Below are 15,131 nucleotides of genomic sequence, written 5' to 3'. Positions count from 1 at the left end.
GATGAAATGGGTTGCCCCTGACTTATGCGCTTGACTGAGAAAGTAAAGTGATCTCATCACAAACCAAAAAGCGTGCTCCTTTAGAAGCGCGGCAAGAGCCGTTAAGATCGCAAAAAATATATCTGGAGCGTGCCGCCGATGACCTCGATTGAAACCCTTGATTACGTGGGCGTGGGCCTATTCGCAGCCACAGGCGCCTTGGCCGCATCGCGCAAACAGTTGGACATTATCGGGTTCCTCTTCCTAGCGGCTGTCACGGGGATCGGGGGCGGCACAGCGCGCGACTTGATCTTGGATGTGCCCGTGTTTTGGATCAGCAATCCGATTTACCTTTTGATTTGTGCGGGCACGGCAGGTGTCATTTACATCACAGCCCCTTTTGTGGAGTCGCGCTATAAAATTCTGCTCTGGCTGGATGCAGTGGCATTGGCGGCCTATGGGGTATTTGGAGCCCATAAAGGGCTGATTGTGACGGGATCCGCCACAATCGGCATTGTGATGGGCATGCTGACAGGCACGCTTGGCGGGATCATTCGTGACATCCTTGCGCGCGAAGCCTCGGTTTTGCTGCGGCGCGAAATCTATATCGCCGCCTGTGCGATTGGCGCGGCGATATATGTTGCACTGAATAAGGCGGGCCTTGAACCTTGGGCTGCGGCGGCGGTTGGCTTTGTCATGGCCTTTGGCATTCGCGGCGGCACGATAAAATTCGGCTGGCGTTTGCCCGCCTATCGCTCAACCCCTGGACGCGACCCTGAGGATATTTAAGGCAAGAGGGCGGGAGGAAGCCCCCGCCCCCCCAACCTTAGGTCAATGTGATCGTGCCAATCTCATCATCAATAAACAGGGTCGCCGTGCCCGCCTCATAGATGCTGAAGCTGCGCCCATCGATGGATTGATCCTTGCCCGTACCCACGAACCCAGTTGCGGTGACGCTGTCATTGCCGTCACCGATTAGGATCAATTCATTATTCCCATCGGTCAGGTTGATCACCTCGGCCTCGTTCAAGATCACCACTTGCGCGTTCGCACCATCGCGCATGTCAATATATTCAACATCCGAGGTGAAAACCCCACTGTCAGGGATCGCCGTGAAATCAAGCGTCACGGCCTCGGACAACAGGATGAAACCATTGGCATAGGTCCCGCCCCCCTCGAGCGCGGTGATCTGCGCCGCGGTCAGGCTGGCATTGCTGGTGTCATCGCCCACGCCCGCGCCATTACTATCGGTGTCGCGGTAATCGGGGCGTCCATCGCCATCGCCATCGGTGGTCGGTTCAAACTCGTCCCAGATACGGTCGCCATCGGTGTCACGGTCGCGGATATTCACAACGCCATCGCCATCGATATCTCCGAGCACAGGAAGTTTGCTGACGGTGATCGAACTGATGTCGATATCATCCGCGTCAAACGCAGTGGTCGTGTAGCGCAGGGTCACCGTGCCAGAATTGGGAACAGAAACAGGCAAATTGACCACGAGATTGCTTAATGTGGCAAGATCGGTGCTGCCCCCCCAACTGCCACTGGCACCATTGGAGAACACCACATTGTTCGGCGTGGTCGTGTCAATCGTGGCATAGACAACACCTTCATAGAGAATTTCCAAAGTGGCGCTGTTGGGCAGGCTGCTGCGTATCGCCATATTGACGGTGATGCTGCTGCCGCCCGTCATATCCGTGAAATTCTGGGTGAGGGTTTGCTGCGCGGGATTGCGGAAGAACTGCAATTTTCCTTGATAGGCGTAGAAGGAATTCGGCGTGCCGCCGCCTGAGTCGGTGTCGGAAATGCCGGTAAATACCCAAGGCGTTCCCGTGCTGGTGATTTCTACATCGCCCGTCAGATTGTCGAAGTTTTCCGTAAAGACTGTCTGCGGCTGCTCAGTTGCGTCAGCGATCCCATCCCCATCATCATCGGTATCTAGTGAGTTGCGGATGCCGTCCCCATCAGTATCGGTAAAGGTGGTCACCCCGGCCGCAAGCGGGCTTTCATTGTTTTGCGCATCGGTCTGCCGGGCGGTCAGGACCGCGCCATCGGCGACCGGCGCCGCCGTAATCAGCGACCAGGTTCCATCGCTGGCCACTGTGGTCGTGCCGATCTGGGTTCCGCCGTTGAAAAGCGTCAGGGTCGCCCCCGCCTCGCCTGTGCCGCTGACGGTATTGGCTTGATCGGTGATGCCTTGGTTGATCGTGGGTGCTGCGGGCGGCGTGTTGTTCAAGGTCACTGTCGCCGTGGCAGGCGTCGCCGCATTGCCAGCGGCATCCGAGACAGTCGCGCTAACGCTGATCGCCCCTTCCGCAAGGCCCGAGATATCGGCCCCCGCAAGGCTCCAATTGCCGCCCGTGACAGTCGCAGTCGCCGTCACCGTGGCGTTGAGGCTATCGGTGAAGACCACCGTCACCACCCGCCCGTCTTCGGCATCAGTGGTGCCTTGCACCACCACATCATTATCTTCCGCCGCGCTGACTACATTATCCCCCTCGATAGGGGTCGTGATGGTGAGCGTGGGATCGGTCGCATCCACCGCAGGAACCGTGGTCGGGGCCGAGACGTTCCCCGCCGCATCGGTGGCGGTCAGGGTCGCGGTCTGCCCGTTTGGCACAGGGTTCGGGCTGAAGGCATAATTCCCAGACCCATCCGCCGTTGCCGTGACCGTGCTGTTATCTGCCAACGTCAGCGTCACCGTGCTGTTCGGCTCGGCGGTGCCAGAAAGCGTATCGGCGTTCGAGGTCGTGATCGTGGGCGGGTTCGGGTCGGTCGCATCCACCGCAGGAACCGTGGTCGGGGCCGAGACGTTCCCCGCCGCATCGGTGGCGGTCAGGGTCGCGGTCTGCCCGTTTGGCACAGGGTTCGGCGAGAAGGCATAATTCCCAGACCCATCCGCCGTTGCCGTGACCGTGCTGTTATCTGCAAGCGTCAGCGTGACCGTGCTGTTCGGCTCGGCCGTGCCAGAAAGCGTATCGGCGTTCGAGGTCGTGATCGTGGGCGGGTTCGGGTCGGTCGCATCCACCGCAGGAACCGTGGTCGGGGCCGAGACGTTCCCCGCCGCATCGGTGGCGGTCAGGGTCGCGGTCTGCCCGTTTGGCACAGGGTTCGGCGAGAAGGCATAATTCCCAGACCCATCCGCCGTTGCCGTAACCGTGCTGTTATCAGCCAGCGTCAGCGTGACCGTGCTGTTCGGCTCGGCCGTGCCCGACAGCGTATCCGCGTTCGAGGTCGTGATCGTGGGCGGCAAGAGATTTGCCGCGACCACACCATCAAATAAATCCTGCAATTCCTGAACCGTATCCGCGTCTTCGGTCGCCACATCGCGCAGGGCGTCAAGGAATTGGTCTAGATAGGGCGATGGGGCGGTGAGGCCCGTCAGGCCCAAAGCGGTGAGGTTTTCTTCGGTCAGTTGATCAATCAACGCTTGCGGAATGCCCGCGCCTGTATCGAGGGCGGCGAGGGCTTGAACCGCATCGGCGGTATCCACAAGGGTTTGAAACCCCGTGATCGTATCGGCATTAGGGTTGGCACCATCGCCTGTGGAGGTGCCCTCCAACGCATCCTCGAGAAGGTTTGCAAAACTCGGCTCAGTTGTGTTGCCATCTGTGCCGACCTCTGGCGTGCGTTCAACCCCAAGGCTGGGCGAGCCCAGAAGATCCGCCTCTGTTTGCGTGCCACTGGTGTTGTTGAATTCAAACTCGCGCGCGCCTTCAAGCAGCTCTGTCCGCACTGCGGATTGTTGCGCCGTGCTGTCGCCCCCCGCATTCTGAAGGGATGTTACAAGCTCATCAATTGTCGTTTGTTGGTTGCCACCATTGAGCTTATCCTTCCCCGACAGCATTGCGAGAACCTGACCATACCGCTCGCCATCGCTGATATTCCCATCGGTGTCGTTAAAGTCGGGATCAAAAATATCAATCGGCGGAACCCCGTTGAGATCGGACACCCCAAAGCTGTTTTGGACAGTCGCAAGGCTTTGCGTGATCGCCTCGGGCGTGATGCCGCCTTGAGGGATTGTTCCATTTGCCCCAACGCCCGCCAAGCGGGCGGCCACTGTGGTCACGGGGTTGATATTGAGCGACACCGTGGTGGTGCCCCCTGGTTGCGGAACGCCCACCCCAATCCCTGCGAGATTGGCGTTCAAATCAACATTGCCGCCTGTCGCCTCGTCACGGTAATCTGGGGCGGCATTCGTATCGCGCAAAATCGCAATGACGTTTGGAACCGTGCCAGGCAAGGTGACAGAAAAGGATCCATTCGCATCGAGCGGGACATCGGACAGCAACAAATTGCCCAAAGCATCATAGACATCCACGACAAGACCATTGCCGGGAACAATCGGGCCTGCCACGAACTTGCCCGAAATCACGGTGGTCACAGCAGCCAAACCGCCCAAGAGCGCAGAGCTGCCACTCACGGCGTTGGCAACTGCGGCTGCGGCAAATCCACCCCAACCAAGACCGGCCAGATTGCCCGCAAAAGATGCAATACCCCCGTCATCATCGCTGAGGAACGGCTCAAGCGGTGCGATATCAGCCCGATCTAGGATGATCGCGCGCACCTCATCTACGGGGCCGCTATAGCCATAGAGCGCGTCATCACCGATTGTGCCAATAGGCTCGACCAAGGGGCCGAGTTCCACAGGTGTGACGCCCGTATCAAAAACCGCGATTGTATTACTGAGGAAGTAATCTTCGATGATGACTTCGGTGCCATCGGCATAAATTACAACAAGATCATCGCCCCGCTGCACGACAACGAAAGAGACCCCATCTAGGGCGCCATCGGCCCCTATAACGGAGAACCCATCCATCTGCGCATAATCGGCCACCCGAACCACAGAGCTGCGCCCAGAAACAACCGAGAAAGCCGCATCAACAGGGGAAAGATCGCGCATGTTTAACCACCACATTTTGTAGGTGCTGAAGCAGCACCGGGCACCCATAGTTAAAAAATCGTGCTCAAAAGAGAGCGCATCACCTCTTTTGATTTCACAATAATATTTAATTTTCAAGCATAATTTAATAACTTATTAACGAATGACAGACCGCAAATGCATCGAAAATATGCCGATAAAATGTCCGAGTCATTTGCGATGCATGACGGTTTTGAGGCCAAAAATAGGGCCATGCCAATCTGTCAGATTGAGACCCTTGGACTGCCTTCGGCGGATTGGTCGACCATCAAGACGGGCGCAGAACAGTGGCCAGTCGTGCAGCGGCTGTCACCCCATCAATCAAAACAAGATCAAGGTCGCGGGATAAAGCCTCGATGATAGAAACGGCCCCAGAACAGCCGAGGATCAAGCTTCGGGTGCCTTGGGGCAAATTGCGCGCAAGTTTTAGGAATTGCGCAGCCGCCCATTCGGGATCTTCGGTCAGCGATAAAACAGGCGTGTTGGCCGCCTCTACCACCTTGATGGTCTGCGCAAATCCTTGCGCACGGAGGTTTTCTTGGATCACGGGGATGGCCTCGGGAACAGTCGTGATCACGGCACTTGATCCACCTCTGAGCTGCGCCATGACAAAGCTGGCTTGGCCGATCCCAATCACGGGGCAACTGACCCGCGCTTGGGCCTCTGCAAGGCCCGTATCGTCAAAACAGGCGATGATAATCGCCCCTGCCCCTTGTGCGGCCGCTTGGTCAATCAGCGTCAGCAAAGGCGGCACAGCGCGCGCGCCATCCTCGGGCCCTTCGATTGCGGGCGGGCCAAGATGCGATGTCCACCCCTCAAACACCAAATCTGGGGCCGCTCGCTGTGCAGCCGCAAGGGCGGTCTGCGTCATCGCCTCGGTGCTGTTGGGGTTGATCAGGAACACGCGCATGGGATCAAACCATCCCCTGACCTGCATCAGAAGAATGATCCTTGCGCCGTGAGAACAGCCAAACAGCAAGGAAAAACACCCCAATTATGCAAAAGGAAAATACCGTGGTCAGCGTGCCAAGCGCAAAGATCACAGGCGTTGTCACATTCGTGGTCATCCCAAAGATTTCAAGCGGCAGGGTATTGTAGCTGCCTGCAGTCAAAAGGGTGCGTGCGAATTCATCATAGCTGAGCGTGAAGCCAAACAGAGCAACACCAATCAAGGATGGGGCAATAATCGGCAAGACCACATGGGCAAATGTCTGCCACGCGGTCGCACCTTGGTCACGCGCCGCCTCCTCATAGCTTTTGTCGAAACGGTTAAAGACGGCAAACATGATCAAAAGACCAAAGGGCAATGTCCATGTCAGTTGGCTGCCAAAGCCAGAACTGGCCCAATGCACGGGCAGGCCAATTTGGTTGAAGATCAGCCCAACACCCAATGAAATCAGGATCGAAGGGATCACGAGCGAGGCGATGCAGAGATAAAACAGTAAGCTGGAGCCTGCGAATTTCTTGCGAAAGGCAAGCCCGCCCAAAACCGAGACAACCACAGTCGTCACCATCACCATCAAACCCAAGGCCAAGGAGCGGCGGAAGCTGCCCCAAATATCCCCTACGGCCTGTTCTTCGAACAAATCGTAAAACCAATAGAGCGACACACCGCGCATTGGGAAGGTCAGCCCCCCCTCTGGCCCCTGAAAGCTGAGGATGCCAATGGTCAAAATTGGGCCGTAAAGGAACAGAACGAAAAGGCCAAAAAAGGCGGAGAGCAGATAAAAGCTGCGGCTGCGCTTTTCCATCTCACAGCTCCTTTCGAATATCGACAAGACGCAACAACAGGCCGATGACGATCAAGACAGTGATCAGCAAGACCACCGCCGTGGCAGAGGCCGAAGGGTATTGCAGCAGGTTAATGTCATTGGAAATCAGGCGCCCCACATTGGCGCGTTGACTGCCCGACATAAAGCGCACCGTGATAAAATCGCCCATCACAAGCGTGGTGACGAAAATGGTGCCAATCATGATGCCAGGCTTGCACAGTGGGATGATCACATGGGTCAAACTCTGCCACGCGCTGGCCCCTTGATCTCGCGCTGCCTCAATCAGGGCGCGATCAATGCGCATCATCGTGTTGAAAATTGGTACGACCATGAACAGCGTGTAGAGATGCACAAAGGCCAAGATCACGCTGAAATCGCTGAACAGCAACCATTCAAGGGGCTCGTCAATAACACCCCATGAGATCAGTGTAGAATTGGCTAGGCCATTTCGCCCCAAAAACGGAATCCACGAAATCATACGGATGATATTGGATGTCCAAAATGGGATGGTGCAGAGCAAAAAGAGCGCAATTTGCCATTTGAGGCTGCGGATTTCAAAGGCCAGATAATAGGCAACAGTGAACCCGATCACGAGGGTGAAGGCCCAAGTGATCAAGGCATATTTGAATGTATTGAGAAAGACCCTGTAGGTCACGGATGACCCGAACAGGAATTCATAATTGTCGAATTGAAAAGCAGGGTAAATTGAATATTCGGTCGCGCCCCAGAAGCTGACAATCACAATCATGACAATCGGCGCAACAAGGAAGGATAAGAGAACAGCCGCCATCGGGGCCGCTTGTATCCATGCGGTGACTTGTTTGGTCATCTGGGAACACTTTGGTTATGGGGTGGTTTTGGGGTATGAGGGGGCAGCATGGGCCACCGCCTCAGTTGTGCAAGATCGCTTAAGCGGCGATGAATTCATTCCACTTGCGCACCATGTATTGGTTCTCTTCCATGACTGAGTTCCAGCAGGCCACAGCCCCCATGCGGTCATAGAATGAGCCACCATCACGGATCTCACCGGCACCTGCCAATTTATCCCCAAATGGCGAGGTGATGTCATCGGTGCTTTCTTTGCCTTCGAACCAATAGCCCCACTCGTTTTCGCTCATGAAGTCTTTGGAGGTTTCAGGCACGGCAGAATAATAGCCCTGACGCATCAAGAAGCCGCCAACCCAACCCGAGAGATACCAGTTGATGTAATCATAGGCGGCATCCAACTCCATGCCCGAGAGATTGGCCGACAGGCCAATGCCGCCACCCCAGCTGCGATAGCCTTCGCGCAATGGCTGATAGACGCATGGGATACCGCGCGAACGCACGGCGGTAATCGCGGGCGACCACATAGACTGAATAACCACCTCGCCCGAAGCCATCAGGTTGACGCTTTCGTCAAAGGTTTTCCAGAAGGCGCGGAACTGGCCATTTTGTTTGGCTTCCGTGAAGATGGCGATGGTGCGATCGATTTCATCGCGGGTCATATTGCCCTTGTCGCCATATTGGATTTCCCCCATGGCCTCGCAAACCATTGCCATATCCATGATGCCGATGGAGGAAATATCAAGGATCGAGGCCTTGCCTGCGAATTCTGAGTTCAACAACTCAGACCAGCTTTCAATCGGGCGACCAATCAAATCGGGGCGAATGCCAAGCGTATCTGCGTTGTAGATGGTTGGGATCAGGGTCATCCACCCCGATTCATTGTTCACAAATTCGGTGCCATCTGGCCCCTCAACAAAGCCAACAGTATGGGGCGCGGTGCCCTGTGCAATGGTGCTTTCTGGGGTCAGCTTACCATCGCGGAAAATGCCGACAATCTTATCGTAATTGGTGATGCGGCTGGCATCCATCGCCTGAAGATTGCCCGAAGGCCAAACCTTTTTGCAGACGAAATATTCGATATCCGCAATGTCGAAACTGTCAGGCTGGGTGGCGGCGCGCTGCGTCACACTGTCGGTGTCGAGTGCGGTCATCTCAAGGGTGATACCGAGGTCTTCTTTCACCTTGGTTGCCACCTCATTGAGGTTCGAGACGCCTGTGCCAAACTGGCGCAAGGTGATGTCGCGAATGGATTGCCCCCAAACCATTGGCGCGGGCAATGCAGAGGCGGCCAAAGCTGCCCCGCCTGTTTTCAGGAGGGAGCGGCGGCTGTAGCGAATTTTTGGAACTGAAGTCATGTCGTGATCCTCTTGGCTGAAACGGCAGTTTTAGGCGGAGACCAGATGTGCGTTTTGGTCGTCCCAGGTAAGCCCAATGACCTCACCAAGGTCTTTGGGGGTTTCGATGAATTGATGATCTGGCACGAGGGCGGTGGCCTCTTGATCCCCCGCCACAAGGGCGGTCAACGCCACATGCGCGCCTTGATATTCAACGCCAATCACACGGCCATCCATGCGCCCTGCCCCTTGGGCGGTGACTTGGATTGCATCATTGCGCAGCGCAACCTGACCTTGGGGCAATTTCAAAACGTTATGCCCCCCCAAGAACCGCGCAACGAAGGCGGTTTTTGGCTTATTGAAAATATCGCGTGCCGATCCTGCCTGTTCGATCTTGGCATTGTTCATCACGATAATCTCATCGGCCAAGGCCAGCGCCTCGTCTTGGCCATGGGTGACATGTATGAAGGTAATCCCAAGCTCACGCTGAAGGCGCTTAAGCTCCGCGCGCATCCGAATACGTAGGAACGGATCAAGCGCCGAAAGCGGCTCGTCCAACAGCAAGACTTGCGGGCGGGTAATCAGGGCGCGCGCCAAGGCAACCCGCTGTTGCTGCCCACCTGATAATTGATCAGGCTTGCGCTCGGCCATTGCAGACATCTCGACCAATTCAAGCATCTCATTGGCGCGCTTGTGACGGGTTGCGCGATCAATTCCTGCCATCCGCAGACTAAAGGCAACGTTGTCGCGCACACTGAGATGCGGGAACAGGGCATAGTTTTGGAACATCATAGCCGTGCCGCGTTTTGCGGGTGGCAAATGGGTGACTTCGCGCCCGTCAAGAACGATTGCGCCGTCTGATACCCCTTCATGGCCCGCGATCATCCGCAATGTCGAAGATTTACCACAGCCAGAGGGGCCCAGCAGGCATGCATAGACCCCCGACTTAAAGCCATGCGAAATCGCATCCACCGCAAGCGCATCGCCATAGCGTTTGGTGAGAGAAATCAATTCAAGGTCAAGCGGGGCCGTCATGGGGTTTCCTTGCTGTTTTTCTCAGCAAGCGGCCCAAAGCGGCGCAGGTCTATGATGGACAGAAATCGAATCTCGCCCTTGCAGGCAAACGCTTAAAATTTAAGCACGTATTTCCCTGTTTGCGCAGCGATTGCGCACAAAATTGTATACAATCTGATAATAGCTTGGATACTGAACGGGCGCGCCTTGCACTCGATTCTATTCGCCCCCATCTTTGTGTGTAAGGAGAACCTGATGAACAAAGCACCCAAAGAACAGTTCTTTCTGAATCCCGTGGTCAATGGCCCAAGCGGGGATCTGGTCACTGATCTCAGCATGGCAATTTATGAACACCGCCTTCTTCCAGGGACAAAACTGGGGGAAGACGAATTGAGCGATATTTACAACGTCTCACGCACCGTGGTGCGCGCGGCTTTGCAGGCACTTTCGCATTTGCAACTGGTCGAATTGCGCCGCAATCGGGGTGCTTTTGTCTCGCAACCGACTGTCCGTGAGGCCCGCGAAATTTTCGAAGCCCGCGCCTTGCTTGAGCCGCGCACCGCCCGTTCTGCCGCCGAGCGGATGACAGATGCGGCGCTTGCGCGGCTTGAGGCCCATATCGAGGCCGAACATCAAGCCATCCATGCAGGCGAACAGGGCAAGGCAGTGCGCCTTTCGGGTCAATTCCACATCGAAATTTCTCACATCGCTGACCAAGCCACCATTGCAGAATTCATCGAACGCTTGGTTGCGCGATCTTCGCTGATTGTCGCGATTTACTGGCGCCGCCAAAGCGCGCTTTGCGAGAAGCACGCCCATCACGCCCTTGTCGAGGCCTTCCGCCGCAAAGATGGCGCAGAGGCCGAGGCGCTGATGAAAAGCCATCTTTTGGATATTCTATCCGCATTGGATCTGCGCGAGGCCGCCAAACCGCATACAAGCCTGAAATCAATCTTGGGCAAAGCGGCCGACTAACGACAAGGCCCGATCCAGATGAGAGCGGCTGCCGCGCAGCGCGGGCCAGATCAGGCCGATTTCGCCATCTCGCAACAGGCTTGCCGTTGGATAAATGAATTTAATTCAAGGTTTGAGGGGCTTCAATCCATCGCTCTTAGCCCCTTGCTGGGCAGCCTATTGAAAAATAGGCATTTCTCTCGGTGGCCAACCCTCAAAATACGCACATACCCTGTGCGTTCTCGTATGAAGCACCCCCCTGCTGCGCGCGCTATACGTTAGGTCACCTAATTTGGAGGCACATATGTCTAGCACAAATTTACTGATCGTTTTTTATTCCACATATGGAACCAACCATGCCATCGCGACCGAGGCTGCAAAAGCCGCCGAAGAAGCCGGTGCTTCTGTCCGTCTACGGCGCATCGCGGAAACCGCACCGGCAGAGGTTGTAAACAGCCAAGATGGTTGGAAGGCCCAAGCCGAAAAAGCGGCCACTGTTGATCTGGTGTCCGAAGCGGATTTGGAGTGGTGCAACGGGCTCTTTATTTCGAGCCCAACGCGGTACGGCGGCATGGCGAGCCAAACGCGCGCATGGCTTGACACATTGGGCGGCTTATGGATGCGCGGCGCCTTGGCGGGCAAGACACTCTCAGCAGCGGCAACGGCGCAGAATAAAAACGGCGGCGCCGAAGGGGCGATTCAGCAAACCTATGTTTCATCCATGCATTTCGGGATGATCCCAGTCGCACCTGGGTATGGTGACCCCATAAAGTTTGAAGATGGCGGCAACCCCTACGGCTTTGTCATGCAACCAGGTGAGCTGACTGACACCTTGAAAAGGTCGATACACTATCAAATCAAACGCCAGATCGACATAACTTCGAAACTGGCCGCGTAAGCATTTACAACGAGCGCACGTCCTTTTTTCGGGGCGTGCGCTTGCTGTTTCCGCTTTTTCAAAGCTATTTCAACTCTCGCAAGAGCCGAAAGCCCATCATAGCGATGAGCAACACCACAGCAAAGCCAAGAACATCTCCGACAAATATCGCACCCGAAGCCTGCGCATCGGTGACGTTCAAGCTATAATGCAGCACAGCGTTGATCAGCGCGCCGCCAGCACCGGCGAGAACCAGACTTTTCCAATCGATTGAAACCGCGAGATAATTACGCTCTATAAAGTCAAAGCGGCTCAATACCTCAAAGGCCAGAACGCAGGCCACGAGGCTCCCCAATGCCAGAACAAGCCCTTGGAGGATCGTGGCCGCATCACCCCCAAACCCCGCATAGACCGCGCTGATAGGCAGAAGGTAGAGGATGCTCCGCCAGCCAAATAAATAGGCCGCCAGCACCCGAACACCATGCGGGAAGAACAGCACGCTGCCATAAATAATGCCAGGCACCACGGACTGCTGCAATTTATCCGAGACAACAAATACGGCCTCAAAGGCAACCGCGTAAAAGATCGAACACATGACCAAGGCCACAAGATCGGTCATAAGTGCATGCCGCATACGCACAGCCTTACTCGGGAGCTTAAAAGATTAAGCCACGATAATATAATCGGACTTGCGACCTGCGCCTGCGCGCTTCAGCTTGCCCTTATCGATCAGGCAACGCAGCGTGCGGAATTTCGTGCTCACGGGCATGTCCGCAATCAAATCCTGCGCCTCTAAATCATGAAGCGAAAATGAGCCGTCCGCTTTTGCGGCCAATGCCGCGGCACTGAGCACATATTTTTCAGCCTCAGTGAGTTGGTGAATGCCCACTGACGCCTCCATTTTTTCCAACGTATAGCGCAACCGCGCGACATTGGTGAGGATGTCAAACTTCATCGACACGTATAAGTGCTCCTTCTGCTGTCATATTAGCAGTCGAATGATTTCCGATAGTTTATGTGGGTCGGCCGCTTGAGTCCAGCACAGCGCCGGACAGCCGCAACCCGTTGCGTTATCGCAAGGATTTCTTGACAAACGCCCTGACCGAACACGTCCCGAATATGTGGCCCAACACATTTGAGGCACAAAAGGAAGATCAACACAGTTTATCCGGTTTTTTGAAGTGGTGCCCGGGGGCGGAATCGAACCACCGACACGAGGATTTTCAATCCACTGCTCTACCCCTGAGCTACCCGGGCACGGGAGATGGCGGAACACCATCAGGGTGGGGGCGTTCTAGGGCCTTCGTGGGGGGCTGTCCATAGGGTTTGCGCAAAATTATCGCGTTTTTTCTATTGCAGCGGCCCTGCGTCATCCTCGCCATCGCCGTTGCGACCAAATGCTTTGGCGCGGGCTGCTTGATCAAGGGCTTCTTCGATATCTTCGGGGTCATTGGACGGCACGGCATATGATCCGTTCAACCATCGCGCCAGATCCACATCCGCGCAGCGGCGCGAGCAAAAAGGGCGATAAGCCGCGACTGTTTCTTTTTGACAAATCGGGCAACTCATGACGGCCATATCTCGTGCAAAGGCGCGCGGTCGCGCTTGCGCTGCAGTTCAAAATGGCCAAGCGGTGTCCATCCCGCAAGCACCGTGTCAGTCGCGTCAGAGCGCAAGGCACTGCGCAATTTATCCTCGAACAGACGGCGGTCTTTTTTCGGCATCGGGGCCAAATCCATTGTAATCTGCCCCGACAACCCACGCAGACGCAATTGACGCGGCAAATCACGCACCAAAGCCAAATTGGCCTTCAGCCCTGCCGCAAGGGATAAATCACCGCCCGTGTTCACATCAATCGCCACGAGGGCAGAGGTGGGTTCAAACATGGCCCAGGCGCCACCACCCAACTCCACCCGCGGGGAGAGGAGGGCATCAACCGCCTCCTCCACGCCGAGATCGGCAAAGGCGGTGGGGCTTTCCACCACTTCATCAGGCATTGGGCTTGTCCAATCGCGCCACGCCACCTCATGAGATGTGGGGGCTGCAACCAGCAATTCGGGGGCGCCATTCATATCGGCCACCACGGCCTCGGCCAAGGCGCGCATGGCGCTGACATCCTCAACTATATCTTCATCCACCGCCTCAGCGCTGGCTGAGCGAATGATCACGCCAAAATCCTCAGGCGCGCCCTCCATCGCATCATGGGCCAGTTCCAACAGGTGATCGCGGTCTTCTTCGTCACGGATCGAGCGGGCGATGTTAAATCCTGCCGCCGCGGGCGTGACAATGGCGTAGCGGCTTTTGAACAACAGACTTGTCGTCACAGGCGCGGCCTTATTGCCTTCGGCATAGCCCATCACCTGAACAATCACGCTTGCCCCTTGCTCAAGGCCTTTGACCCCGCGCAAAAATCCCGATTGCCCATCGGGAAGGGTAACCATAACGCCGCCCTGCCCGCCCATGGCACGGGCCACCTTGGCGCGGTAAATCTCGCCAATCTCGGGGCTTGGGTCATTTTCGGGGGGATCAATACGGATATCCTGCAAGCGGCCATCAACGATCAATGCCGCCGCCTTGCGCCCTGCAACCTCATCCAATGCAATAACGCAGCCCTTCATTCTTGCCTCCAAACGGGATAGCCCAAGGCCGCCAAGGCACTGGCTGTTTCCGCCAAAGGAAGGCCCATAATGGCGGGATAGCTGCCTGAAATCCACGGAATAAACGCACCAGCAGGGCCTTGAATGGCATAACCGCCTGCCTTGCCGCGCCAATCGTCTGTCGCGAGATAAGCCGCGATTTCCGCATCGCTGAGGGATTTCATCTTCACACGGCTTTCAACTGCGCGCTCGATCACGCGCGCGCCTTTTCGGGCGGCCAAGGCCGTGATGACGCGATGACGGCGGCCCGACAAAAGGCGCAAAAACGCCTCAGCCTCCACGGCATCCGCAGGCTTGCCCAAAATCCGCCGGCCCATAAAGACGGTCGTATCTGCGCATAGAACGATGTCCTCGGGCGCAGATGACACGGCGGCAACCTTTTCGCGCGCGATACGGGTGACATAGGCGCGCGGATGTTCCCCCTTTTGCGGGGTTTCGTCAATTTCAGGCGGGGCGATGTCGTCAGGTGAGATCCCCAACACCGCCAGTAACTCCCGCCTGCGCGGGCTTGCTGATCCCAAAATCAGGCGCAAAACAAATCACTTAAAGCGGTAATTGATACGGCCCTTGGTCAGGTCATAGGGGGTCATCTCAACCTGCACCTTGTCGCCTGCCAGAACGCGGATACGGTTTTTGCGCATCTTGCCTGCCGTATGTGCGATGATCTCATGGCCGTTTTCGAGCTCGACCCTGAATGTCGCATTTGGCAGGAGTTCCTTCACGACACCGGGGAATTCGAGCATCTCTTCCTTGGCCATGGTCTCTCCTTAGCTTTCTCACTGCCCCAAATGGCAG

General features: G+C 56.2%; 15 protein-coding genes and 1 tRNA gene. 3 read left to right on the top strand and 13 right to left on the bottom strand.

The window, feature by feature from the left end; genetic code table 11:
- The first annotated feature begins 138 nt into the window (after positions 1–138).
- On the top strand, positions 139–768 hold the full coding sequence (locus I3V23_12690) for a trimeric intracellular cation channel family protein (protein QPI85379.1): 630 nt from the start codon (positions 139–141) through the stop codon (positions 766–768).
- A 37-nt stretch (positions 769–805) separates the two neighbouring features.
- Here I3V23_12690 and I3V23_12685 read toward each other — a convergent pair whose 3' ends face one another.
- The 6 genes from I3V23_12685 to I3V23_12660 form a co-directional block, all read right to left on the bottom strand.
- A complete protein-coding gene (locus I3V23_12685) occupies positions 806–4,882 on the bottom strand; it encodes a hypothetical protein (protein ID QPI85378.1) in 4,077 nt (1,358 codons plus the stop codon).
- A gap of 286 nt (positions 4,883–5,168) precedes the next feature.
- A complete protein-coding gene (locus I3V23_12680) occupies positions 5,169–5,810 on the bottom strand; it encodes an aspartate/glutamate racemase family protein (GenBank protein ID QPI86834.1) in 642 nt (213 codons plus the stop codon).
- Between the two features lie 4 nt (positions 5,811–5,814).
- Positions 5,815–6,651, bottom strand: coding sequence for an ABC transporter permease (locus I3V23_12675; GenBank protein QPI85377.1), 837 nt, complete (start codon positions 6,649–6,651; stop codon positions 5,815–5,817).
- A gap of 1 nt (position 6,652) precedes the next feature.
- Positions 6,653–7,501 (bottom strand): ABC transporter permease, encoded by an 849-nt coding sequence (locus I3V23_12670; GenBank protein QPI85376.1) that lies wholly within the window; start codon positions 7,499–7,501, stop codon positions 6,653–6,655.
- Between the two features lie 79 nt (positions 7,502–7,580).
- The gene (locus tag I3V23_12665) at positions 7,581–8,855 is read right to left on the bottom strand and encodes an extracellular solute-binding protein (protein QPI85375.1); all 1,275 of its coding nucleotides are present in this window, start codon (positions 8,853–8,855) and stop codon (positions 7,581–7,583) included.
- A gap of 30 nt (positions 8,856–8,885) precedes the next feature.
- The gene (locus I3V23_12660; protein QPI85374.1) at positions 8,886–9,869 is read right to left on the bottom strand and encodes an ABC transporter ATP-binding protein; all 984 of its coding nucleotides are present in this window, start codon (positions 9,867–9,869) and stop codon (positions 8,886–8,888) included.
- A gap of 234 nt (positions 9,870–10,103) precedes the next feature.
- On the opposite strand from I3V23_12660, the gene I3V23_12655 reads away from it, so the two are divergent.
- Together I3V23_12655 and I3V23_12650 are read left to right on the top strand one after the other, a co-directional pair.
- Entirely contained in the window at positions 10,104–10,823 is a 720-nt protein-coding gene (locus tag I3V23_12655) for a GntR family transcriptional regulator (protein QPI85373.1), read from the top strand.
- A gap of 283 nt (positions 10,824–11,106) precedes the next feature.
- Entirely contained in the window at positions 11,107–11,700 is a 594-nt protein-coding gene (locus tag I3V23_12650; GenBank protein ID QPI85372.1) for an NAD(P)H-dependent oxidoreductase, read from the top strand.
- A 64-nt stretch (positions 11,701–11,764) separates the two neighbouring features.
- On the opposite strand, the gene I3V23_12645 is transcribed toward I3V23_12650, so the two are convergent.
- The 7 genes from I3V23_12645 to infA all read right to left on the bottom strand — a co-directional run bounded on the left by I3V23_12645 (position 11,765) and on the right by infA (position 15,094).
- Positions 11,765–12,313, bottom strand: a complete 549-nt coding sequence (locus tag I3V23_12645) for a hypothetical protein (protein ID QPI85371.1) — start codon at positions 12,311–12,313, stop codon at positions 11,765–11,767.
- 30 nt (positions 12,314–12,343) lie between these two features.
- Positions 12,344–12,640: a hypothetical protein gene (locus tag I3V23_12640; protein QPI85370.1), complete on the bottom strand. Its 297-nt coding sequence runs from the start codon at positions 12,638–12,640 to the stop codon at positions 12,344–12,346.
- 221 nt (positions 12,641–12,861) lie between these two features.
- Positions 12,862–12,936 (bottom strand) — tRNA-Phe (locus I3V23_12635).
- Between the two features lie 93 nt (positions 12,937–13,029).
- Positions 13,030–13,248 (bottom strand): DNA gyrase inhibitor YacG, encoded by a 219-nt coding sequence (gene yacG / locus I3V23_12630; protein ID QPI85369.1) that lies wholly within the window; start codon positions 13,246–13,248, stop codon positions 13,030–13,032.
- Positions 13,245–14,297 (bottom strand): ribonuclease E/G, encoded by a 1,053-nt coding sequence (locus I3V23_12625; protein ID QPI85368.1) that lies wholly within the window; start codon positions 14,295–14,297, stop codon positions 13,245–13,247. Before I3V23_12625 ends, yacG begins: the two co-directional genes overlap by 4 nt.
- Positions 14,294–14,869: a septum formation protein Maf gene (maf, locus tag I3V23_12620; protein QPI85367.1), complete on the bottom strand. Its 576-nt coding sequence runs from the start codon at positions 14,867–14,869 to the stop codon at positions 14,294–14,296. Before maf ends, I3V23_12625 begins: the two co-directional genes overlap by 4 nt.
- 6 nt (positions 14,870–14,875) lie before the next feature.
- A complete protein-coding gene (gene infA, locus I3V23_12615) occupies positions 14,876–15,094 on the bottom strand; it encodes a translation initiation factor IF-1 (GenBank protein ID QPI85366.1) in 219 nt (72 codons plus the stop codon).
- Positions 15,095–15,131: the final 37 nt, after the last annotated feature.

It is taken from the genome of Rhodobacterales bacterium HKCCA1288, assembly GCA_015693905.1.
GTDB lineage: Bacteria > Pseudomonadota > Alphaproteobacteria > Rhodobacterales > Rhodobacteraceae > M30B80.
This window is presented reverse-complemented; position numbering and strand designations above follow the sequence as displayed.